We start from the raw sequence: 24,374 nt of genomic DNA on the forward strand, positions 1-24,374 counted from the left end.
TTCACTGTGGCAACAATTCATGAATTACACACTAAATTAGTGAACAAAGAAATCAGTGCTGTAGAATTAACAAATGCAGTGATTAGTCACAAAGCAAAAGTGGAACCAGAGGTACATGCGTATTTATCTGATTCTCACGAATTAGCATTAGCATCTGCCAAAGCTGTAGATGAAGCAATTGCTAAAGGTGAAGCTATTTCCCCATTAGCAGGTATTCCTGGCGCTATTAAGGATAATATTTGTATTAAAGATCAACCTGCTACATGTGCATCTAAAATGTTGGAACATTTCATTCCTCCATATAATGCATCCGTTATTGAACGATTACATGCTAATCACTTGGTTAGCTTAGGTAAACTTAACATGGATGAATTCGCTATGGGCGGTTCCACAGAAAATTCCGCATTAGCTAAAACAGCTAATCCATGGAATTTGGAATGCGTACCAGGCGGTTCTTCCGGTGGTAGTGCAGCTGCAGTATCCAGTGGCTCTGCTATTTGGGCATTGGGCTCCGATACAGGTGGTTCTATCCGCCAACCAGCATCCTTCTGTGGTGTGGTAGGTATGAAGCCTACCTATGGTAATGTATCACGTTATGGTTTGATTGCCTTTGCATCCTCCTTGGATCAAATTGGACCTGTTACACGCGATGTAACTGATGCTGCATTGGTATTAAATGCCATTGCTGGCCATGACCCTAAGGATTCCACATCAATTCCTGGCGAACGTGTAGATTATACAAAAGCGCTTGTGAACGATGTTAAGAATTTAAAAATTGGTGTACCAAAAGAATTCTTTGGCGATGGTCTTAATGCAGAAGTACGCAAGGCTATTGATGAAGCAATTGAAACATATAAAAAATTAGGTGCTGAAATCGTTGAGGTTTCCTTGCCTAGCACAAAATATGCTTTGTCTGCGTACTATATTATCGCATTGGCAGAAGCAAGTTCCAACTTGGCTCGTTATGATGGTGTAAGCTATGGTTTGCGTGTGCCTGCAGATAATTTGGTAGAAATGTCTACTAAAACTCGTACAGAAGGCTTTGGACCAGAAGTACAACGTCGTATTTTGCTCGGTACCTATGTATTGAGCGCAGGTTATTACGATGCATACTATTTGAAAGCTCTTAAAGTACGTCGCGTTATCAAAAATGAATTTGATGCAGCCTTCTCCAAGGTTGATTTGTTATTGGCTCCAACAGCCCCTAACACAGCGTATAAGTTTGGTGAAAAAATCAATGACCCATTAGCAATGTACTTAGAAGATATTTGTACAGTTCCAGCTAACTTAGCTGGTATTCCTGGTATTAGCATTCCAGCGGGCATGAGTAGCGATAACTTGCCAATCGGCTTACAATTATTGGGTCCTGCAATGGGCGAAGAAACATTGTTACGTGCCGCTTTCACATTCGAACAAGCACGTCCAGATTGTCAATTAGTAGCACCAACTGGGGAGGTTTCTCTATGAGTAGTAAATACGAAACAGTCGTTGGTTTAGAGGTTCATACAGAGCTTAAGACTAAGTCTAAAATCTTCTGTGGTTGTACCACTGAATTCGGCGGTGATCAAAATACACATGTATGCCCAGTATGTCTTGGCTTACCTGGTGCTATGCCTGTGTTGAATAAACAAGTAGTAGAATTTGCCATCAAAGTAGGTTTAGCATTGAATTGTGAAATTCTTAAATTCAACAAATTTGACCGTAAAAACTACTACTATCCTGATTTGCCTAAAAACTATCAAACATCTCAATATGATTTGCCAATCTGCTTGAATGGTCACTTAGACATTGAAGTAAATGGTGAAACTAAACGCATCGGTATCACACGTATTCACATGGAAGAAGACGCTGGTAAATTGGTTCATAGCGGTAATACGATTTCCGATTCTAATTCTTCTAATGTCGACTATAACCGTACAGGCGTACCTCTTCTTGAAATCGTATCTGAACCAGATATTCGATCCGGTGCAGAAGCGAGAGCATACGTTGAAAAATTGCGTTCCATTTTGCAATATTTAGAAGTATCTGACGGTCGTATGGAAGAAGGTTCCTTGCGTGGTGACTGTAACGTATCCGTACGCCTTCGTGGCTCCAAAGAATTTGGTACACGTACAGAAACTAAAAACGTTAACTCCTTAACAGCTATTCAAAAGGTTGTTGAATACGAAGCATTGCGTCAAGCTAAGCTTATCGAAGCAGGCGGCAAAGTAGACCAAGAAACACGTACGTGGGATGATGCACAAGGCATCACTCTTGGCATGCGTAAGAAGGACGAAGAAAATGATTACCGTTACTTCCCAGAACCAGACTTGGTACCAATCGTAATTACAGACGAAAAAATCGAAGAAGTACGTAATTCTTTGCCTGAGTTGCAAGACGCTAAAATTGCGCGCTTTGTATCCGAATATGGCTTGTCTCGTGAAGATGCAACCATCCTTACCATGGCTCGTAAGACGGCTGATTATTTAGATGCCGCTGTGAAAGCTGGCGCAGATCCTAAGACTGTGGCTAACTGGATGCTTGGTGACTTGTCTAAGATGATCAATGAAAGCGGCTTAACATTTGGTGAATCTAAGGTAAGCCCTGAAAACTTGGCTGGTATGATTGCTCTTATTGAAAAAGGCACCATTTCTGGTAAAATTGCGAAAAAAGTTATCGTATCTATGTGGGAATCCGGCAAGGATGCTGATGCTATCGTAAAAGAAGAAGGTCTTGTTCAAATTACAGATACTGGCGCTATTGAAGAAATCGTAAAACAAGTTATCGCTAATAACCCACAACCAGTGGCTGACTTTAAGGGCGGTAATGGCAAAGCTATCGGTTTCTTGGTAGGTCAAGTTATGAAAGAATCCAAAGGCCGTGCTAACCCTGGTATGGTTAACCAATTATTACAAAAATTCTTAAACGACTAAGACTGTCTTGACTTAGTTCATCTTAATATTGTATAAACGAATTGTCCTCTATGGTATATTTACCATAGGGGATATTTTGTTTCCATGACTATTATGGTATAATAAATTGTATAAAATTGATTAATAGTTTTGTGATAAGGAATATATCATGAATAACCAAAATACAATGAATGAAAATAAAGAACAAGAAACTAAGACACGTGTCCTAAGCGATACAGAGCGCCGCGATTTTGATGGCGTTACCATTGATGAAGAAGGGGATACTGTACAAGTTGAATTTACACCTACTCAAAAAGAAGAAGACCGAAGTGGGTATGAGCAATTTCAAGACTATGGCCCTCGTGTGAAGGTATATCATTTTGGCGGTTCTAGTTGGATAAGCCGTATCATTATGATTATTGTATTAGTTGCAATCTTAGCAGCTATCGTATTCTTTGGCGGCATCATCTTGTCCATCGTTGGCGTGGTCATCCTAGTAGGGGCTATTATCTCCTTTATCTTAGGCTTGTTTTAATGGTATAATATATCTATTATGACAAGACGGTGGCAAGTCCATTCGATGATGCTAAAGGGGTACTATGAACGTAGTTCTATCAACATTAAACTCAAAATTTATACATTCTTCACTAGCCTTGAGATATCTCAAGGCTTATGGTGAAGCCCATGGACAGGCATACGATATAGTGGAATATACTATTAATATGCCTGTTTTGCATATTCTTAGCGATATTACAGAGCATGATATCGATGTCCTAGGTTTTGCCTGCTACATTTGGAATATAGAAATGACCTTGCATGTGGTGGATATGGTGAAAGCTGTACGACCAGATATTAAAATTGTATTGGGCGGACCAGAGGTTTCTTTCACAGCCGATGAATTATTAGAACGGTGTCCGAATATCGATTATATTGTACAAGGTGAGGGCGAGGAAGCATTCCATGCCCTTGTAACGGCATTACAGCTTGGTAATGATGGATTAGACCCTGTGATTCCCGGCGTGAGAGGACGTAGGGATAGTAGTATTCTAGGATCTTTAGAGGCTGTAGAGGTTTCTGATTTATCGTCTATACCATTTCCATATACAGAAGAAGATATGGAGGATTTAGAGCATAAGATTATTTATTATGAATCCTCTCGTGGTTGTCCTTTTTCCTGTCAGTATTGTTTGTCAGGCAATAAGAATACAGTGCGATTCTTTCCTCAAGAGCGGACATTAGAAGAATTGCAATGGTTTATTGATCATGGAGTGAAGCAAGTAAAATTTGTAGACCGCACCTTTAACTGTGCACCTCATCATCATAGACCACTTATGGAGTTCATGAGAGATAGCGATACAGATATGAATTTCCACTTAGAAATGGAACCGGAGCTTATGACGGAGTGGGAAACCAACATTCTTTGTGAAACGCCGCCTGGACGTATTCAAATCGAGGTAGGTGTACAAAGTACGCATAAGAAAACATTAGATGCTATCAATCGCTATAATGATTGGCCATACATTCAAAAATCTATACGTCCTATTATTCAAGCAGGACGTACGCATGTCCACATGGATCTTATCGTAGGATTGCCTCACGAGGATTTTAATCGATTTGGACAATCTTTTAACGATTTATTTAGCTTACAACCTCATGCATTACAAATTGGATTCTTAAAATTGCTAAAAGGATCTGGTGTACGACGGATGCGTGAATATAAATATGTGGCAGATCCATTGGCACCATATGAGGTTCTAAGCACGCATGTACTACCTTATGATGATGTACGTTTCTTGAAATATTTTGAAGATGTATTTGAGCGTTTTTATAATAGCGAACGATTTAGAACAACATTTGGCTATATCGGACAACAATTGATTCACGGTGAAACGGATGCATTTACCTATTTTTGTGATATGACACGTGCATGGCTTAAGGAAGGTAATCATAAGGTTAATCTTAAGGATATAGACCAAATTGAATTCTTATATCGTTTCTTCCTTGCAAAAGATGATACGATAGCTGCAGAGTTATTGCAATACGATACATTGGTAAGCTATCGCGGTAAGGTGCGCAGCGACGCAGTAGGGTTGCCTAAACAAACAAAGGAATTACTACAAGTAGGTGAAGCGTTTTGGCGTAACGAAGAGATTGCGTCTACATTTATTCCCAATTATACGTTTAAAGAATGGCGCAAAATTCGCCAACAATATATGGAAATGAATATGAGCCGTGAAACAGCATCATATTTAGGCATTCAACATATACCTGAAGGGGATTTCACAGTGATTATAGATGTGAATAAAGAGGTGGCCCCATTCATTCGCCCTGAAAACATACAATGATATAGAGGAGTATTATGTCAGATACAACGAGACCGAAACGGTACCGGATGGTGTCAAAATTTTATAAAGAAACATATGGTGAAAAGGTATATAAATTACCTGTTGCATTACCTTTAACCTGTCCTAATCGAGATGGATCAGCTGGTGTTGGAGGATGTACATTCTGTGGGGAAATCGGTGCTGGTTATGAAAATAGACCTGCATGGATGACGGTGCGCATGCAATTAGAAGAAAATATTGCACACATCGGACCTAAATATAAGGCTAAAAAATTTATACCTTATTATCAAAACTTTAGTAATACCTATTTACCTCTTGAGGATTTTAAATCTTATATGGAACAAGGTTGTATTGATGAAGCCGTAGGGATTGCAATCGCTACGAGACCTGATTGTATTTCTAATGAGTATTTAGATGTATTACAGGACATACAACAACGATTTCATAAGGATATCTACATTGAATTAGGATTGCAAACCGTTAACTATCATACACTTGAGAAAATTAATCGAGGCCATGATTTAGCGCAATTTATCGATGCGGTTTTACGCATTAAGCGTTATGGATTTAATGTGACCACACATATGATTGTTAATTTGCCTTGGGATACGATGGAGGATACCATTGAAGGGGCCAAAATTTTATCATCCCTTGGCGTTGACCAAGTAAAGTTACATGCCCTATATATTGTGAAACATACATTGATGGCTAAATGGTATGAAGAAAGTCAAATCACCTTGATTAGTGCCGAAGAGTATGCGGAGCGCGTCGTTCAGTTTTTACGTCATCTCCATCCAGATATCGTGTTACAACGATTAGTGGGTCGTGCCCCAGAGGATAATACATTATTTACCAATTGGTCTATGGGCTGGTGGCGTGTACAGGATTTAATCGACGATATGATGGATGAACTAGATGCACATCAAGGCGATTTATGTGATTATTTAAATGGTAAAGCAGTACGTAAATTTATAGATGGGGGACAAGCATGAGCGAACGGGTATTTACCTTTCCTACCTATGACTTAGCACAATCTATACTAGGTCAACACAATAGATATTTACAAATGATGAATGAAGTCATTCCTGCGGATATTGTATCCCGTGGTGATACAGTTGTCATAAAAGGGGACGAGCTTCAAGTAGAGGCGTTGTATCGGACATTAGAGGAACTGGTATTCCTCTATAAAGAAGGCAGTACGATTACAGAATCTCAAGTTCGCATTGCGGCTAAGATGGTGATGAATGGCAAAGGGGATGCCCTTCACTCTATGTTCGAGGATACTTTGTCCGTAACGATGCGCGGTAAAAGCATTACGCCAAAGACGGAAGGTCAAAAGCAATATGTAGACAGTATTCGCAAGAATACTATTACCTTTGGCATTGGACCTGCCGGTACAGGTAAAACGTTCTTAGCTGTTGCATTAGCCGCATTTTACTTGAAGAACCGCAATGTAGACAAGATTATTTTGACGCGACCTGCCGTAGAGGCTGGTGAACGACTAGGGTTCTTACCTGGCGAATTACAAGATAAGGTGGATCCATATTTGCGTCCGCTTTATGATGCGTTGCACGAAATGTTTGGTATTGAACAAGTACAACGCTTTATGGAACGGGGCACAATCGAGGTGGCACCATTAGCGTACATGCGCGGTCGTACATTAGAAAATGCCTTCGTCATCTTGGATGAAGCACAGAATACGACGGCAGAGCAAATGAAGATGTTCTTAACCCGTTTAGGTAATAACTCTAAAATGGTCGTCAATGGTGATAAAACACAGATTGACTTGCCTCCGCGTGTAACCTCTGGTCTCTATGAAGCAGAAAAGGTATTAAAACGCGTGTCTGGTATTCATATGGTGTATTTTACAGATCAAGATGTGGTGCGTCATGATTTGGTAGGTCGCATCGTTAAAGCCTATGATGCATACCATCAAAAGCTTTCAAAGGAAGAATAAGAATTATGCATATACAAATTAGTTATGATGATGGTATAGCCCGAGATACTAAGATTGAAGAGGTTATACAAAAGGTTTGCGATGAAGTGAGCCGCGTGTATGGACTTGAAGATGATGAGTTAAGCATTCTACTATGCGACAATAAGAAAATTCATGAACTAAATAAGGAATATCGCGGTATTGATAGACCAACAGATGTATTGTCTTTTGCCCTTAATGAAGGGGACGATTACGAAGGTAGTGAAGAGGAACATCACCTATTGGGGGATATGATACTCTCCTTGGAACGAGCTCATGAACAAGCTGTCGAGTACGGGCATAGTTTTGAACGGGAATTAGCCTATTTAACAACACATAGTTGTTTGCATATCTTAGGCTATGACCATATGACCGATGAAGATAAAAAAGAAATGCGCACAGAAGAAGAATTTGTGCTTTCTAATTTAGGGTATGTACGAGAGGATCAACCATATAATGAATAAAGCAGAACATTTTAAATCCGGCTTCGTAGCCGTTGTAGGGCGACCAAATGTAGGCAAGTCTACCATGATTAATGCTTTGATAGGCGACAAGATTGCCATTGTATCCGATAAGGCACAGACAACGCGTAACCGCATTATTTGTGTTTACACCGATGAAGAAAAACAAATCGTTTTCATGGATACACCTGGTGTACATAAGCCAAAACATAAATTAGGTGAATTCATGGTCGATGCAGCCATTGAATCGTTGAAGGAAACAGAGGCTGTTCTATTTGTTGTGGCTGGCAATGAAAAACGCGGTCCTGGGGATAATTTCATCATTGAACAATTAAAACGTGTGAAAGTACCGGTATTCCTCGTGGTCAATAAAATTGATACACTACAAAAAGAACAAGTGTTAGAAGCTATTGTATCTTATCAAGATGCGTATCCATTCGCTGGTGTCATTCCTATTTCGGCAAAGAATAAAGAAAATTTATCTGAACTTCTTAATGTGCTAGGTGAGCATTTGCCAGAAGGTCCTCAATACTTCCCAGAAGATATGATTACGGACCAACCAGAACGATTGATTATTTCTGATATCGTTCGCGAAAAGATTTTGTTGTCTACCCGTGATGAAATTCCTCATGCCATCGCTGTAGATGTAGATGAAATGAAGACTCGTGATGATGGAACTACATATATTCGTGCTACCATCTATTGTGAACGAGATTCTCAAAAGGGTATCATCATTGGTAACAAAGGTGCGCTATTACGCAAGATTGGTGCAGAAGCGCGCATGGATATTCAAAAGTTATTGGCTACAAAAGTATATCTTGATTTATGGGTTAAGGTTAAAAAGGATTGGCGTAATAAATCGGGTGTGCTTTCAGAATTGGGATATAAAAAATAGATTATTTAGATTGATTATAGTTAGAAAGGATTGTTATGGACAGTATAGATGCCCTGTTACCGATTGGGTTCGGCATAGTATGTATTTTCTTAATTAACTTTTTGGTGGTAGCAAAATTCTCTTTTGCACGGTTGCGCAAGGAACACGTAGAAGATATGGAAATCCTACATGAAAAGGATCGCCAATTCTTGTTAAAGCTATACCAAAATCCTGAGTATTTCCTTAATACTACACAATTTCTAATACTCTTTTTCATTCTCACCTTAGCAGGTACTGGCACATATATCTTTAATAGTTTTGTGGTAGGTATCATGGATATTTTTAATATCCATGGTACATGGGTTCATCATATTTTAGACCTGATCTTGCTTATTATCATTAGTCTTATCGTCCTCATCTTTGGCGAAATTGTACCGAAAGCATTGGGTTTATCATTTCCTACAAAATATGTAAATATGCATAGTCGCATCGTCGTTGGCGTTGGTCGTATTGTATATCCTTTTGTCTGGTTAGCTAGTAAAATATCCAACTGCATCCTTAAATTTTACCAAACAAAATACTTAACTGAACTAGACCTTGTATATACGGAAGAGGAACTACGCATGATGATTTCTAGAAGTCATGAAGAAGGTCAGTTAAATCAGGTAGAATCTGAGTTGATAGACAATGTTTTCAACTTTGTGGAACGTATGGCAAAAGAGGTTATGGTGCCTCGCCAAGATGTGGATTGTATTTTCGTGGAAGATGGTTATGATGAAGCCATGAAGGTGATTCGTTCTACATCGCATACGAGATACCCATTGTGTGTGGAAGATAAGGATCATATTGTAGGCCTTGTACATATTAAGGATTTGATGGAACGTCAAAAGCAGGCTAGAAAAGATTTGCGCAACATCAAACGAGATATCTTGACGGTTCCTGAGGTTATGAAATTATCTACCTTATTGCAATACATGCGAACGCGTCGTATTTACCAAGCTGTTGTTGTCGATGAATACGGCGGTATGGTAGGCCTTGTGGGGTTAGAGGATATCATCGAAGAATTGGTAGGGGATATTCAAGACGAACATGAACCTCATTTGCCGGCTACGATGAGTTATTCTGATGGCTCCTTTGAGTTTGACGGCAAGGTTCTTGTGGATGAAGTGTCTGAAATGATGAATATTCACATTGAAGACTCCGATTCCGATACGATTGGTGGCTATATCTTCGGTCTATTAGGCCGTACTCCAATTGTGGGGGATACTGTTGATGCTTATGGTTATACATTTGAAGTAATTAAGATGCAAGGTTATCGTATTTCACGGTTGCGTGTAACACCTTTACCTGAGTCTGAAACTGTTACGGATGATGAACATGAACAAGATTAGTGGCGCTTTTAATACGCCGGCCATCGTGGTGAGCCGAAAAAAATACAAGCTCTATTCGGTGTTTACCTTTATCACACCGTCCTTAGGTATTATTAGGGCCTCTTTTCCGCATAAACGATTGCAAACATTGCGTAATGCATCGTATTTACGCCCCTTCAGCGCTATGTATATCACAGTTGTGCAGGATGGAGAATTTGTGAAAGTCACACAAATAGATGGGTCCTATGTAGTGGAATCGCTAGATACAAACCTTGATAACATTGCCTATGCAGCCGTAGCCAGTGAACTGTTACAAGAACTATTTGCATCGTATGATGTTGATCGTAATGTATTTAATACTGTAGTCAATTATTCAAAATCGATACGTCAACGAAATGTACGATTAGGGACTATTATATTGGGATGGCAAATGTTGTCGTTAGCGGGGGTAATGCCACAACATGAGGCTTTTAATACTGGAGATGGAATTGATTTATTCTGGAACGAACTACGGCTACATACGCATATGAATCCATCCCTTGCATTACGCAACGCAATGCCAACTATTTTGGCCTATCAATGGGGCGATGCAGCACCTATTGAACTTCCTGGAACTGTATGGAAGGAACTAGAACGATTACTATTTTCTTATTGTGAACAGGAAATAGGTAAACAACTGCAAAGTGTAAAATTTCTGATGAGTTTATAATATATACTAATAAATTGTTAGGTATCGATTCATAAGACTCCTTATCAAAAATTTTTATAAATTTTAAACCACTTATCTCGAATAGGTTAGATAAACCTATTTAAGATAAGTGGTTTTCTTATATAGAAAAAATATAATGAATTACCTGAATATATATCTCATTTATGAGTTAGAAAATGGGAACAAAAAGTTTTATACTAAATACATTAATGGTTGTTCTATATATAGTAGAGTGATAGTAGAGCCTATAGTGATGGCTCTATTTTATTTTTTTATTTTGAAACTATAGATTATAGAAATTTATTAAAGGATTGTATGGAATGGAATTAATCGAGTATATAAAGACATTAGGTAATGTAGGTGTGGCTTTATCTGGTGGTGTAGATTCATCCTATTTAGCGTATGCTGTCAAACAATCTGGCATTCCATGCAAAGCATATACTGTTAAGTCCCAGTTTGTGCCACAGTTTGAATTAGATGATGCCAAGAAAATTGCAGAATGTATCGGTATTCCATTAGAAATCATAGATATTGATGTACTCGAACATGATGATGTAACGAGCAACCCAAGTGATCGATGCTATTACTGTAAACATCATGTATTCACAACGATAAGTGAACAGGCTAAACGCGATGGATTTTCCATATTATGCGATGGAACCAATGCCAGTGATGATGTAGATGATCGCCCTGGTATGAAAGCAATAGCTGAACTATCTGTTAAGTCGCCACTAAGAGACTATGGTTTAACAAAATCTATGATTCGCCAGTTGGCCAAACAGGCTAATTTATTTACCTGGGATAAACCATCCTATGCCTGTTTAGCTACGAGATTTCAAGCGGGACAGCACATAACAGGTCATGATTTAGAACATATCGAAAAAGCGGAAGGGTATTTATTTTCGTTAGGTTTATCAGATTTTAGAGTTCGTCTGATAGGAAATACTGCTAAAATTCAAGTTCTAGAGAATCAAATAGCTATTGTTATTAAGAATAGGATTGAGATTCTCATATTTTTTAAATCTATGTTTGATGATGTTGTATTAGATTTAGAGGTGCGTTCATGAGCGATGATATTAGATTCCTTTTAGAGCAAGTAAAAAATGGACAGGTAGATGTGGATGCAGCCTTATTAAAGCTAAAGATGAAACCGATAGAGGATTTAGGGTATGCCAACGTTGATTTACATCGTCAATTACGGCAAGGTGTACCAGAGGTTATTTATGGTGCTGGTAAAACTAGTGAACAAATCGTGGGTATTATCTCCTCCATGCAGTCTAATGGGCAAGGTCATATATTGATTACACGATTAGCACCTGATGTGGCGGCAGAGGTTCAAGAACACCATTCCTTGACATATATCAAGGATGCTTATATCGGCTACGTTGGTGATATGCCTACGAAGAAAACAGATTCAAGTATAGCTATTGTTACCGGCGGTACAAGTGATTATAAAGTGGCTGAAGAATGTGCAATTACAGCTGAATTTTATGGTAATACGGTCAATCGAATTTATGACGTAGGTGTGGCGGGTATTCATCGTTTGTTACAACATTTAGATACTATTATGTCTGCTAAGGTTATCGTTGTCATTGCCGGTATGGAAGGGGCTTTAGCAAGTGTTGTTGGGGGCCTTGTGGATGTACCTGTTATCGCCGTACCAACTAGTGTTGGTTATGGAACGGCATTTGGTGGTGTTACGGCGTTATTATCGATGCTCAATTCCTGCGCTAGCGGTGTTACGGTTGTCAACATAGACAATGGATTTGGTGCTGCTTATACGGCGAATATGATTAATCATATAGGTGAAAGTAAATGAAACGATTATTTTTAGATTGTCAAATGGGCATTGCAGGAGACATGCTGACCGCGACATTACTCGGTTTAGTAGATAACCCTGAAATATGGATAGAACGACTTAATCAAATAGGGATACCTAATGTTACCTATACACTTATTCCGAAAGAAGATAAGGGCTTACAAGGTTATCGGGTAGCAGTTACCATTAATGGTATAGAAGAGTCTGAACATCATACAGGTAGTCCCCATGACCAGCATCATACTAATCATCACCATCACGATGCTCATCAGGAACATGGTGAGACAGATACGCATGAAGAACATTTGGAGCACCATATACATTGCGAACATCACGTGCATGGTCGAGGCTTACAAGGTGTAACGGATATAATTAATAATTTATCTATTTCCGATACGTGTAAACAGAATGCTATAAACGTATATAATCTAGTAGCTCAAGCGGAGGCCAAGGTTCATAAATCTACAGTGACGCAAATTCATTTCCACGAGCTGGGCATGCTCGATGCTATTGCAGATATTGTAGCCGTTTGTGTACTCTTAGAGGCATTGAATTTTGATGAGATTATCATCTCACCTATACATGTAGGAATTGGCACGGTTCACTGTGCTCATGGAGAACTGCCTGTGCCAGCACCAGCAACGATGGAGTTGTTATCTGGTATTCCAGTGTATGCAGATTATCAAATTAAAGGGGAATTATGTACACCTACAGGCGCAGCGTTAGCCAAGTATTTTGGCACAGCTTTTAGCCATATGCCAGTTATGACACCAACAAAGGTATCTTATGGATTTGGTACTAAACAATTTGAAAGACCGAATTGCATTCGCGCCTTTGTAGAAATGAACAATGATTTAGAAGACACAATTATTGAAATGTCTTGTAATCTCGACGATATGACGCCAGAAGAAATCGGCTATGCAGTAGAACAGTTATTACTTTCACCAGCACTAGACGTGTTTACCACATCGATTATGATGAAAAAACAACGACCTAGTACGATGTTAACTGTTCTTTGTAAAGTAGACGATATCGATAATCTGCGTGATTTAATATTCAAGCATACTACGAGCCTTGGTATTCGATACCACCGCTGTAATCGATATATTTTGAACCGGTCTACAGGAGACATAGATTGGGAAGGCAATAGAATTGTTTTTAAAACAAGCAGTGGATTTGGTGTAAAGAGACATAAATATGAATATGATTCACTGGCTACTATTGCTAAGCAAAATGATATGAGTTTATTAGACCTTAAACGACAATTGCGTAAGAAGGAGGATTGATTTGTCGTAGCGGGTTATTTATAGTTTGTTAGTGTTAAGTTAAGGAGTGATTCCCATGAAAACATTTAATGTACCTTATGCAAAAGGATTTGTAGATATCAATATTCCTGATCAAAATATAGCAGGTGTATTAGAATCTAAAGCCCATTCCTATAAGGCGGAGCTTTCACAAGAGGCATTGGTAGAACATGCGTTAGATAATCCTATCGGTAGCCAACGCTTGGAAGAATTGGTAAAGGGTAAATCCAACATGGTCATCATCACAAGTGACCATACGCGTCCGGTGCCTAGTAAAATTACGATGCCAATTCTACTTCGCCGTATTCGTGAAGCTAATCCATCCATCGATATTACTATCTTACTAGCTACTGGTTTCCATCGACCTACTACGCATGAAGAAATGGTAGATAAATTTGGTCCTGAAATCGTAGCTAATGAAAAGATTGTAAACCATATCTCTGGTGATGCTAGTCAAATGACTAAAATAGGCGTATTGCCATCCGGTGGGGATTGCATCATCAATAAACTAGCTGTAGAAACGGAGCTATTAATTTCTGAAGGTTTCATTGAACCACATTTCTTTGCTGGTTTCTCTGGCGGTAGAAAAAGCGTATTGCCAGGCATTGCTTCGGAAGTGACTGTAATGGCAAATCACTGTGCTGAATTTATCAATAGCCCATATGCTCGTACAGGTATTATCGAGAATAATCCAATTCATAAGGATATGGTATACGCTGGTCGTACTGCGAAATTAGCATTTATTTTAAATGTTGTCATCGATGCGGAAAAACATATTATCAATGCTTTTGCTGGTGATATGGAAGAGGCCCATGAAACTGGCTGTGCTTTTGTATCTGAACTAGCTAGTGTGAAAGCTGTACCAGCAGACATCGTTATCACTACAAATGGTGGGTATCCATTAGACCAAAACGTATATCAAGCTGTAAAAGGCATGACAGCTGCCGAAGCATCTTGTAAAAAAGATGGCGTTATCATTATGATTGCCGCTTGTAATGATGGTCATGGTGGGGAATCATTATACGAAAACCTTAAAAATGCCAAAACACCTCGTGAGTTACTCGACCGCATTGCTAAGGTGCCTCGTAATAAAACCATTCCAGACCAATGGGAAATGCAAATCTTGGCTCGTATTCTAGATCAATTTACAGTTATCGTTGTAACAGATCAATGCGACCCTAAGATGCTTACCGATATGCATTTGCAACATGCTACAACATTTGATGAAGCATTGAATAAGGCTTTGGAATTAAAAGGTAAAGATGCAAGTATTACAGTTATTCCTGATGGCGTATCTGTTGTGGTGAAAGCGTAATTTACAATAACATATTGAACTCTTAGAAAATAATATTTAGAGTCATAAAATAAACCACCTGTTAAAGATGATTGGTAATCTTTGATGGGTGGTTTAACATTTAGTTAGTCTCAATAATTTTGTGGAAACATCTTTTACTTCACAATTACCAAACTTATTTAGCTAATGAAGAGAGGGTTCCTGATGAAGTTACATGTTATAATGTTCTAGATGTTTTTTGAGGACAACAGATTCAAAAAGCAGTTTCTACTGGAGTAAAAGATATTATAAAAGATAATGAAAATAATAATAAGAAGAAGAATGATAGGTGAGGGAATAATTAAATGAGTGATTTATTGTTATATTTTTTTATGGGATTGTTATTTTATCAATTAATAAAGTCTTATAGGAATAAATGGAAAGATGCTTTTTTGATTATTAGTATATTGCTTATCTTCGGGATTCCTGGAATTATAGTAAGTAAATTATACGAATATGGTTATATTCCATTTAAGCTATGTTTTTATATATCGTCAGTTATCCTAGTTCTTATGGATATATCTTTTCTATGTCTTTTCATATATTTATATAAAACGGCAGAAACTCCAGAAAGACGTCGAGAAATTTTAAAAGGTGGACTACTTTATCTTAGTGGTATTGGAATAATGGCTGGTGGATTAGCTTTTGTATTCTTATTTTAGATGCTGAAAAACATATTATCAATGCTTTTGCGGGTGATATAGAACAGGCTCATGAAACAGACCGTGCTTTTCCTGACGATGTATCTGTTGTGGTGAAAGCGTAATTTACATTAACATATTGAACTCTTAGATCGTATCGCTAAGGGGAAATAAAATGAACCACCTATTAAAGATGATTTGTAATCTTTGATAGGTGGTTTAAAATTTATTAATATTTTTATATAATGTGATATAAATATAAGATTAATAAATTACAAACTTTACTAGATTAAGAGAGAAGGGTATATGAGCTATATACAGGATGAGTATTATATTTTAAAGCAAAATTTGATAATGCTTAAGCATAATATTCGTTTAAATAAAATTGAATATACTATAGCTTTATTATTATTTATATTTTATACGTTATATATAATGGGCTATTTATTAGCAGCCTTAAGCGAAGGAATAATTAGATTAGAGTTTCAAAATTTTGATTTGTTTATAATAAGTGATTTAAGGATTACTGAATCTGAATATATTATATTAGCAAGTTTACAGTTGCTTATTTGCGCTATAGGAATGTCAAGATTAATACAGTATCGTTTTAATGATAGTGATTTACATACAGGTGGAAAACTTGTTAGTTATTGTTTTGCTTTTGCTTTAATATTCTTTGGCGGTATATATATTTATCGTGTTTTTACTACAGGTTTAAATTCGGTTACATTTGAATTTTCTCTATATTTTTGGATGTCAATACGAATCATGTTACTAGCTTTTTTGTTTATTTTACTCAAGCATATTCCAAGAAACTTAAAATATGGTTTAGCTAGTTATGGTGCTTTAATAGGCAATCATAAGATTATATATCACGATCTCATTGAATATAGGAAATTAGATGAATCAACTATTGAATATATTGGATTAAATGACATTTTTAAGGTGATGAAAAAAACATTTATTACCGATATGTTGAATATCAAAGGTAGGCAAAGTCGCTCAAAGATTATATGGTGTAATATTATATTTATCATAACTATTGCTTTGTTAAATCAAATTATAAGTACCATGATTCAAAGTCAATTTGTATCTCATATGTGGCACGATTATATAGCATATATTTTTTATTATTGGTTACTATTGGCTAACATATGTATGATTATTAGACGATTACATGACTCTGGAGCAAGTGCGTTATGGCTATTGGGATTATGGATACCTTATGTAAACATATATGTTTTATATTTAATTCTTTTTAAACCCTCTATTATAGGTATTGAGGAGGTTTAAATTTATATTCAATGTATAAAGTTTATAAGTAATCTAATTAATATTATATAAGTGAGGAAAATGAGTAAATTAATTTATCTAGGTTACTTTTGTGTGGTCGCGGTACAAACATTATTAGGAAGACAAATAATCCGAAATAAATTTTTATTTGTGTTAAGCCCAATTCTACTTATAGTATCTTCGTTATTAAAAATTATTTTGATTTTAATAGATCATCATACAAAAACAATGAGTCAGATGATTTTTCCTGTACTCATTATTAGTCTATTTATTACACTCTACATTAGGCATGAGCAATATAAAAAGGAGAAAGAATAGTGTTACATGATTTTTTAGTAAGTTATACTTGGTGGATTATACCAGTATTTTCTTTTTTTTGTATTATATTAGGATATAAGTTTCATATAAAAGGATTTGACTATTCAATTCGATTGAGTGGTGGTAATTTTTTTGCGTATAGTTTTATGTCCATAATAGGATTTTATCTTGATATCTTTTTATTTAGTAAACTTAATGCTATAGAGAACATCAGTTATGGTTCTTATTTGATATATTATATTTTGATATGTTTACTTGGTATATTTTGTATCTCCTGGTACTTTTTAGCTGGTATGAGACGTATACAATCTATTTCATCTATACCAGCATGGAGTTATCCAATTTTTCTTATTGTTGTGGGAATAGTTTCTAACTATATTGATGAAGTATCGTATCTAATTATTGGTGCTCATCTGTATATGATATTTGCTAAGAGTAAAGCATAAAGATATTTAGATAAATGAAAAGCTTAAAGGACAAGGAGAGTATAATAAATGAAATTAATATATTATGTTTCTACTACATTCTTGTTTTTACTCTTTGCCTATAGTGTAGTCCAATATATACGAAGATCTAATAAAGATAAAAATGAATTATATAGACTTATTAGTTTGGGTATATTTTTATTTGTATTTTTTACGGACTTCAAGTTTTTAGATTTTATAAATAAACAATTTAAGTATCTAATTGAGTTTTTGTTATTATCATTTAGTGCTTACCTGTTTTCACTAATATTTAAAAATAGTGATAATAAATGGATTTATTACTTATTTTCTTTGTTTACCATATTATTATTTTTAATGGCCATTTTATTTTATGTGTAATTTCATATTTATAAGATTGGGAGATAAGATCATTCATATATGATGAGTACCTTGTGAATATGGAAATGATATTGTGAGAAGGTACAAAAATGATGATATAGAAATGTACAATTTTGATTTTATTATATGGTTAAAGGTAACATAAGCGAATAAAGAATAGTAAATAATAGGTTAGATAAAATGTTCGGGCCGTAGAATCATAAGGAAAATTGATTAAAAAAGAGATATTGAATAGTTAAACATCGTTAAGAAATAGAGTAGTGTAGGAATTATGATTAATCATATAAATAAAAACAGTTTAGATATACTTGCAGGTATAATGAATCAACATGTAGATAATATTTTTTCTCAAAAATTATTTGGATTTACTCCAGATAGAAGTCAAAAAAATTTAGATGAAAATAATGATGTAGTGATATATTTACAAATTCAGGATTCATACATTGAGATTGTTAATGACTATATAGAAACTGAAGAGTATGATGAATACCCTAATTTTGAAATAATACGTTGTATTAAAATGAATGAAGATACAGATTACCATCAAATAGTATCAAATAATATTAATGGAATCATAGAACAGATTATTATTGTTAATGATGAATTTACCACATTTTATTCAGATGAAATAAATAGTATTGATATAGCCATAAAAATTACTATTTCTGGTCATGATTACTATATTATTGCTTGGGATGCCATTCAAGGCAATTTAAGTCTTATTGATAAAAGTATAATTTGTAAGGAAGATTTTTGGCTTATTAGAAGTCAGATATCTAAATTTTGGATAAATAAAGATTTAGATTTAAGATACTTTTATAGAAAAGAAATATCCATTACGGATAGGATAAATAAATGAATGTATATAAACAGAAACGTAATTTCATAAGTCTGATTAGGTATAGATTATGGTGTTCTTTATTTATGATAGTTGCATGGACATTAAATGCAATAAATGCTATACCTATTGATGGTATTATTGCGGTCCCACAGGCAACACTAGTATGTACTATTATAGTAGTAATACTTATGTGGCCTCTCATTTGTCATAGAAAACTTTTTGTTTTAATATATCGAAAATATATCAATAAAGGACACTCTACATTTTATTTCTGTTTATGGTTCTTAGTAGGATGGATAGATAAAATTGTGAAAGAAGATGAACTTAATAATTCTGCTTTTAGACTTTCATTTGGATCCTATTCACTATATGACTATATATGGTTAATAATTTATATTCTATTTTTGATATGGATTATCTTCTATGCGGATATGAATAATTGGGAACGATTGATTGCTGGAGGCTCTATAATTCTTTGGATTCTTAAATCTTTATATGTAAAGTAACCGCATTACTGATGCCCATTAATTTATATCTGTGTTTACTCACATGAATTACTTATATATAGCATGATTGGACTCTTATTTGATTTTTTTAAGTGAATTTAATTTTTTATATAAGGAAATTATTAAAATGGCTGTTGTAAAAAAATTCTTTTTCTATGCATTTGCATTATTTATCTTAATTTCAATAATATATAGTATTGCTTATGATTATATGACCGGTGCCGAAATTCACTATGATTTTTATGGAGCATTCTTTGTTTGTTGGTTAATATTCTTTGGTATACTAAAACGTGTTCTAAGAGTATAAACTTTTGACTTAAAATGAAATTTTATATCTAAAATAGATTTGATCTGAGATTTTATAGGTATTAAATAAATCATTGAAAGGAAAATATAATGCGACGATTAATAGTATATGGATTTGCAGTATTAGCTATACTTTATATTTTATATGGAATAATAGATGATATTTTAACAGGAAGTGCAATTCACTATGATTTTTACTTAACATCTTTTGTCTGCTTCTCAATATTTTTTATTATATTGAAACTAGCTTTACGTGTATAAAATATTAGTTTGACATTCTTCCCTCTATATTGCTACAATATTGTGTATAATATATGCGATGAAGCAGAGTAGTAAACCTCTCTAGCGAGTGAGGATGGTGTAAGCTCACATTTGGTTGAAGGCGCTGTAGAGCATTGGCAGGAACGCAGGTATCTGTTAGTAAAGGCCAACATAGAAAAAAGAGGGCGCAAGCCAAATAGGGTGGAACCGCGGGTATACTCGTCCCTGTAACGTTTTTCGTTACAGGGACTTTTTTGTTTGTAACGAAATGGTTGATTTTATGTCGGTTGTGTAAAGTGGAGGCAGCAATGACATTTCAAGAGATTATACTAAATCTACAAAAGTTTTGGAGTGAACAAGGTTGTATCGTTCAAAATCCATATGACATCGAAAAGGGCGCAGGTACAATGAATCCTGCTACATTCTTGCATGCTATTGGTCCTGAACCATGGGCTGTATGTTATGTAGAACCTTCTCGTCGTCCAGCAGATGGTCGTTATGGTGATAACCCTAACCGTTTGTTCCAACATCATCAATTCCAAGTTATCGTGAAACCATCTCCAGATAATATCCAAGAATTGTACTTACAATCCTTGGCAACTCTTGGTATTCATGCTGAAGATCACGATATCCGTTTCGTAGAGGATAACTGGGAATCTCCAACATTGGGTGCTTGGGGTCTTGGCTGGGAAGTATGGCTCGACGGTATGGAAGTAACTCAGTTCACATATTTCCAACAAGTTGGTTCCATCGACTGTAAACCAGTTTCTGTAGAAATTACATACGGTTTAGAACGTTTGGCTATGTACATTCAAGGCGTAGAAAACGTATATGATCTTAAATGGAATGAAAATGTTACATACGGTGATGTTTGGCATGCCAACGAAGTTGAACAATCCGTTTACAACTTTGAATTAGCTGATACAGATATGCTTTTCAAATTATTTGATATGTATGAAGCAGAAGCAAAACGAGTTTGCGGCGCCGGTTATGTATTACCAGCTTACGATTATGTTTTGAAATGTTCCCACACATTCAACTTGCTTGATTCCCGTGGTGCTATTTCCATCAGCGAACGTACTGCTTTCATCGGCCGCGTACGTGCATTGGCTCGTATTTGTGCACAACAATATCTTGCTAAACGCGAAGAATTAGGATTCCCACTTTTGAAAGGAGATAAATAAGATGGCAAAGGATTTATTATTTGAAATCGGTGCAGAAGAAATTCCTGCCGGCTTTATGCCAAATATCTTAGGTCAATTGAAAACATTGGCTGAAACAAAATTAAATGATGCCCATCTTCCTTTTGAAAGCATCGCAACATACGGCACACCACGTCGGTTAGCTCTTATCGTGAAAGGTCTCGCTGACACATCTGCTGAAATCAGCGAACGTCACAAAGGCCCTTCTGCATCCATCGCCTATGATGCTGACGGCAATGCTACAAAAGCAGCTATCGGCTTTGCCCGTGGTAAAGGTCTTGATGTAGCTGATCTCGTTGTAGAAGACGGTTATATCTATGCTGAAACAAAAACTGCAGGCGTACCTGCAAAAGATATCGTCACAGACATGTTGCCACAATTGATTACAGGTCTTAACTTCCCTAAATCCATGCATTGGGGCAATTTAGATGCTAAGTTTGTACGTCCTGTACGTTGGCTTGTAGCATTACTTGATGAAGAGGTAATTCCTGTAGAATTTGCTACTGTAAAATCTGGTAATGTAACACGTGGTCATCGCTTCTTAGGTGCTGATGAAATCACTATCAAAAATGCAGCATCCTATGTAGACACATTAAAAGAAAACTTTGTTATGGTTGATCAAGACGCGCGTCGTGAATTGATCTCTAAACAATTACATGATATTGCAGCTTCTAAAAATGCATCTATCGTTTGGGATGATGATTTATTAGAAGAAATTAACTATCTTGTTGAATGGCCTACAGCATTGTGTGGTGGCTTTGAAGAGTCTTACTTGGCACTTCCAGATGCAGCCATCATTACACCAATGAAAGACCATCAACGTTATTTCCCATTAGTTGACCAAGATGGTAAATTATTGCCAATGTTCTTAACAGTTCGTAACGGCTCCGACCATTCCATCGAAGTAGTTCAAGCTGGTAATGAACGTGTATTGCGCGCACGTCTTGATGATGCAAAATTCTTCTTCAATGAAGACCGCAAGAAACCTCTTATCGACCGTCAAGATGGTTTGACTAAAATCGTATTCCAAGAAGGTCTTGGTAACTTAGCAGATAAAACTGAACGTTTGTTAACATTAGGCCGTGTGTTCAGTGAAGAATGTGAACTACACGAAGATGCGCGCGTCGTATTAGAACGTGCTACTGAACTTGCCAAAACAGACCTTACAACAGGTATGGTTACAGAATTTACTGAATTACAAGGTGTAATGGGTAAAGAATATGCGTTACTTGACGGTGAATCTCCAGAAGTAGCGGAAGCTATTTTTGAACAATACTTACCTCGTTTTGCAGGCGACGTATTGCCTCAAACAGAAGCTGGTAAAGTGTTGTCCATTATCGACAAAATCGATAACATCGTTGCAACATTTAGCCGTGGTTTGATTCCTACAGGTTCTCAAGACCCATATGCATTACGCCGTCAAACAATCGGGATCTTGAACATATTGCTTAACAGCGAATGGAATATTTCCTTGCGCCCAATCATCGTGGAATCTATGAATCTTCTCAATGTACCTACAGATAAACAAGATGAATTGCTTGGCCAAGTAGAAGAATTCATTACATTGCGTTTGAAAAATATCTTCCTTGATCGTGAAGTGCCTCATCACGTAATCGACTTGTTGTTATCTAACAATGAATTGTCCGTTGCTGATGCTGAAGGTCTTGTGAAAGCTCTCTTGGCTAACCGCATTGATGAAAATGTTGAATTAGTACAAGCTTTCACACGCATGTATAATCTTGTGAAAGATGTAACATATACTGGTGTTGATGAAAGCCTATTGAAAGAAGATGCAGAACGTGCCTTGTATGAAGCGGCTACAAAAGCATCTGAAGCAAGTATCGATGCATGGGATAAAAATGACTATGACGCTGTTGTGGCAGTACCTGCTACATTGGTGCCTGCCATCAACAAATTCTTTGAAGATGTTATGGTTATGGACAAAGATGAAGCTATTAAAGCTAACCGTTTACAACTTGTTCGTTTGGCATATAGCGTGATGGCTATTATCGGCGATATTAGTGCATTAAAATAACATATATTTTATATAGTTAGGAAATTACATTTGTCTTAACTATGTGAAACTGAGGAAAGGCAACTGTGGTTGCCTTTTCTTTATGCAGGAATTTTGGCATCTATGTCGAATACATAAAGTATACAAAGTTGTAAGGAGATGTCATTATGATTACAAATGTTGAATTATTCAATGCCCTCCGTAATGTGACGGCTAAGCGTGAAGGTTCACGTTATAGAATACTTATGGAATTATATACAATCGGTAAGGGAACGAGCCAACGTGTATTAGTGGATAGTTTACAGATTCGTCCAGCTACCGTATCAGAGCAACTGGATGTACTCATACAATTGGGGTTTGTAGAAAAGACCATCGATACGATGGATAAGCGGACAACTGTTGTAACACTAACCGATGCAGGGAAAGAAGAAGCACATAGTTTAGTTGAACATAGGGAACAGCAGTTAGCTCATCGGTTTAGACGATTATCGTCAGAGGACCGACAAGATCTGTATGACCTATTAGGCCGCATTGATTAAGCTATATACTTGTATATAGTTGTGGTGAAATGGGTATATAAATCTATACAAGATATAGTGTGTAACCTCTTGCATTGTACATTGACTTGTGATAATATATTACTGTTAATTTGAGACAGTCCGCTGCCTATAAGGTGTAGGTATTGAATGTCTGCAAACAGGAGGAAACAATGAACATTATTAACGTACTCGAACAAGAACAACTTCGTACAGACATCCCTACTTTCCGTGCTGGAGATACAGTACGCGTACACGTAAAAGTAGTGGAAGGTAGCCGTGAACGTATCCAAGTATTCGAAGGCTTGGTAATTAAACGTCAAAACGGTGGCGTACGTGAAACTTTCACAGTTCGTCGTATTGCATCCGGTGTAGGTGTAGAACGTACATTCCCACTTCACAGCCCACGCTTAGCTAAAATCGAAGTTATGCGCCGTGGTGTTGTTCGTCGTGCTAAATTGTACTACTTACGTAACCTTACTGGTAAAGCTGCTCGTATTCGCGAAAAACGCTAATGTTCTTAAAAGGCTGCCGTTGGCAGCCTTTTATTT

Annotated in this window: 23 protein-coding genes; all 23 read left to right on the forward strand. The window is 36.5% G+C overall.

The features are described 5' to 3' along the window. Window positions 1-6 precede the first annotated feature (6 nt). The 23 genes from gatA to rplS all read left to right on the forward strand — a co-directional run bounded on the left by gatA (window position 7) and on the right by rplS (window position 24,338). Window positions 7-1,467 (forward strand): Asp-tRNA(Asn)/Glu-tRNA(Gln) amidotransferase subunit GatA, encoded by a 1,461-nt coding sequence (gatA, locus tag HMPREF1151_RS04105; protein ID WP_005383425.1) that lies wholly within the window; start codon window positions 7-9, stop codon window positions 1,465-1,467. After that, window positions 1,464-2,912, forward strand: coding sequence for an Asp-tRNA(Asn)/Glu-tRNA(Gln) amidotransferase subunit GatB (gatB, locus tag HMPREF1151_RS04110; RefSeq protein WP_009661268.1), 1,449 nt, complete (start codon window positions 1,464-1,466; stop codon window positions 2,910-2,912). Before gatA ends, gatB begins: the two co-directional genes overlap by 4 nt. A 148-nt stretch (window positions 2,913-3,060) precedes the next feature. Then, window positions 3,061-3,426, forward strand: coding sequence for a transcriptional regulator (locus HMPREF1151_RS04115; protein WP_009661180.1), 366 nt, complete (start codon window positions 3,061-3,063; stop codon window positions 3,424-3,426). Window positions 3,427-3,490: 64 nt separating this feature from the next. Next, complete coding sequence (locus HMPREF1151_RS04120) at window positions 3,491-5,236, forward strand: B12-binding domain-containing radical SAM protein (protein WP_009661257.1); 1,746 nt, start codon at window positions 3,491-3,493, stop codon at window positions 5,234-5,236. Between the two features lie 14 nt (window positions 5,237-5,250). Next, window positions 5,251-6,228, forward strand: coding sequence for a TIGR01212 family radical SAM protein (locus HMPREF1151_RS04125; RefSeq protein WP_009661049.1), 978 nt, complete (start codon window positions 5,251-5,253; stop codon window positions 6,226-6,228). Further along, window positions 6,225-7,193: a PhoH family protein gene (locus tag HMPREF1151_RS04130; RefSeq protein WP_005379967.1), complete on the forward strand. Its 969-nt coding sequence runs from the start codon at window positions 6,225-6,227 to the stop codon at window positions 7,191-7,193. The genes HMPREF1151_RS04125 and HMPREF1151_RS04130 overlap by 4 nt, the downstream gene beginning before the upstream one ends. 5 nt (window positions 7,194-7,198) lie before the next feature. Then, complete coding sequence (gene ybeY, locus HMPREF1151_RS04135; RefSeq protein ID WP_005379920.1) at window positions 7,199-7,675, forward strand: rRNA maturation RNase YbeY; 477 nt, start codon at window positions 7,199-7,201, stop codon at window positions 7,673-7,675. Next, a complete protein-coding gene (era, locus tag HMPREF1151_RS04140) occupies window positions 7,668-8,567 on the forward strand; it encodes a GTPase Era (protein ID WP_009661117.1) in 900 nt (299 codons plus the stop codon). The genes ybeY and era overlap by 8 nt, the downstream gene beginning before the upstream one ends. A 35-nt stretch (window positions 8,568-8,602) precedes the next feature. Then, window positions 8,603-9,937 (forward strand): hemolysin family protein, encoded by a 1,335-nt coding sequence (locus HMPREF1151_RS04145; protein WP_005379916.1) that lies wholly within the window; start codon window positions 8,603-8,605, stop codon window positions 9,935-9,937. Next, window positions 9,924-10,625: a DNA repair protein RecO gene (locus HMPREF1151_RS04150; protein WP_009661261.1), complete on the forward strand. Its 702-nt coding sequence runs from the start codon at window positions 9,924-9,926 to the stop codon at window positions 10,623-10,625. The genes HMPREF1151_RS04145 and HMPREF1151_RS04150 overlap by 14 nt, the downstream gene beginning before the upstream one ends. 320 nt (window positions 10,626-10,945) lie before the next feature. Beyond that, window positions 10,946-11,692, forward strand: coding sequence for an ATP-dependent sacrificial sulfur transferase LarE (gene larE / locus HMPREF1151_RS04155; protein ID WP_009661255.1), 747 nt, complete (start codon window positions 10,946-10,948; stop codon window positions 11,690-11,692). After that, complete coding sequence (larB, locus tag HMPREF1151_RS04160) at window positions 11,689-12,444, forward strand: nickel pincer cofactor biosynthesis protein LarB (RefSeq protein WP_009661206.1); 756 nt, start codon at window positions 11,689-11,691, stop codon at window positions 12,442-12,444. Before larE ends, larB begins: the two co-directional genes overlap by 4 nt. After that, window positions 12,441-13,730, forward strand: a complete 1,290-nt coding sequence (gene larC / locus HMPREF1151_RS04165) for a nickel pincer cofactor biosynthesis protein LarC (protein ID WP_009661245.1) — start codon at window positions 12,441-12,443, stop codon at window positions 13,728-13,730. The genes larB and larC overlap by 4 nt, the downstream gene beginning before the upstream one ends. Before the next feature lie 55 nt (window positions 13,731-13,785). Further along, the gene (larA, locus tag HMPREF1151_RS04170; RefSeq protein ID WP_009661057.1) at window positions 13,786-15,063 is read left to right on the forward strand and encodes a nickel-dependent lactate racemase; all 1,278 of its coding nucleotides are present in this window, start codon (window positions 13,786-13,788) and stop codon (window positions 15,061-15,063) included. A 323-nt stretch (window positions 15,064-15,386) separates the two neighbouring features. After that, the gene (locus HMPREF1151_RS04175) at window positions 15,387-15,743 is read left to right on the forward strand and encodes a hypothetical protein (protein WP_038141243.1); all 357 of its coding nucleotides are present in this window, start codon (window positions 15,387-15,389) and stop codon (window positions 15,741-15,743) included. Between the two features lie 285 nt (window positions 15,744-16,028). Beyond that, complete coding sequence (locus HMPREF1151_RS04180; protein ID WP_009661314.1) at window positions 16,029-17,015, forward strand: DUF805 domain-containing protein; 987 nt, start codon at window positions 16,029-16,031, stop codon at window positions 17,013-17,015. Between the two features lie 317 nt (window positions 17,016-17,332). After that, entirely contained in the window at window positions 17,333-17,779 is a 447-nt protein-coding gene (locus tag HMPREF1151_RS04190; protein WP_009661265.1) for a hypothetical protein, read from the forward strand. A 649-nt stretch (window positions 17,780-18,428) separates the two neighbouring features. Then, complete coding sequence (locus tag HMPREF1151_RS04200; RefSeq protein WP_038141247.1) at window positions 18,429-19,016, forward strand: hypothetical protein; 588 nt, start codon at window positions 18,429-18,431, stop codon at window positions 19,014-19,016. A gap of 65 nt (window positions 19,017-19,081) precedes the next feature. Further along, a complete protein-coding gene (locus HMPREF1151_RS09825) occupies window positions 19,082-19,504 on the forward strand; it encodes a hypothetical protein (protein ID WP_038141311.1) in 423 nt (140 codons plus the stop codon). An 875-nt stretch (window positions 19,505-20,379) separates the two neighbouring features. Continuing rightward, the gene (glyQ, locus tag HMPREF1151_RS04215) at window positions 20,380-21,255 is read left to right on the forward strand and encodes a glycine--tRNA ligase subunit alpha (protein WP_005377537.1); all 876 of its coding nucleotides are present in this window, start codon (window positions 20,380-20,382) and stop codon (window positions 21,253-21,255) included. A gap of 1 nt (window position 21,256) precedes the next feature. Then, window positions 21,257-23,308, forward strand: a complete 2,052-nt coding sequence (gene glyS / locus HMPREF1151_RS04220) for a glycine--tRNA ligase subunit beta (protein WP_009661148.1) — start codon at window positions 21,257-21,259, stop codon at window positions 23,306-23,308. Between the two features lie 146 nt (window positions 23,309-23,454). Continuing rightward, complete coding sequence (locus HMPREF1151_RS04225) at window positions 23,455-23,826, forward strand: MarR family winged helix-turn-helix transcriptional regulator (protein ID WP_009661172.1); 372 nt, start codon at window positions 23,455-23,457, stop codon at window positions 23,824-23,826. Between the two features lie 170 nt (window positions 23,827-23,996). Continuing rightward, complete coding sequence (gene rplS / locus HMPREF1151_RS04230; RefSeq protein WP_005377523.1) at window positions 23,997-24,338, forward strand: 50S ribosomal protein L19; 342 nt, start codon at window positions 23,997-23,999, stop codon at window positions 24,336-24,338. Window positions 24,339-24,374 lie beyond the last annotated feature (36 nt).

Origin of the sequence: Veillonella sp. ACP1 (genome assembly GCF_000286635.1) — a bacterium.
Classification (GTDB): Bacteria; Bacillota; Negativicutes; order Veillonellales; family Veillonellaceae; genus Veillonella; species Veillonella atypica.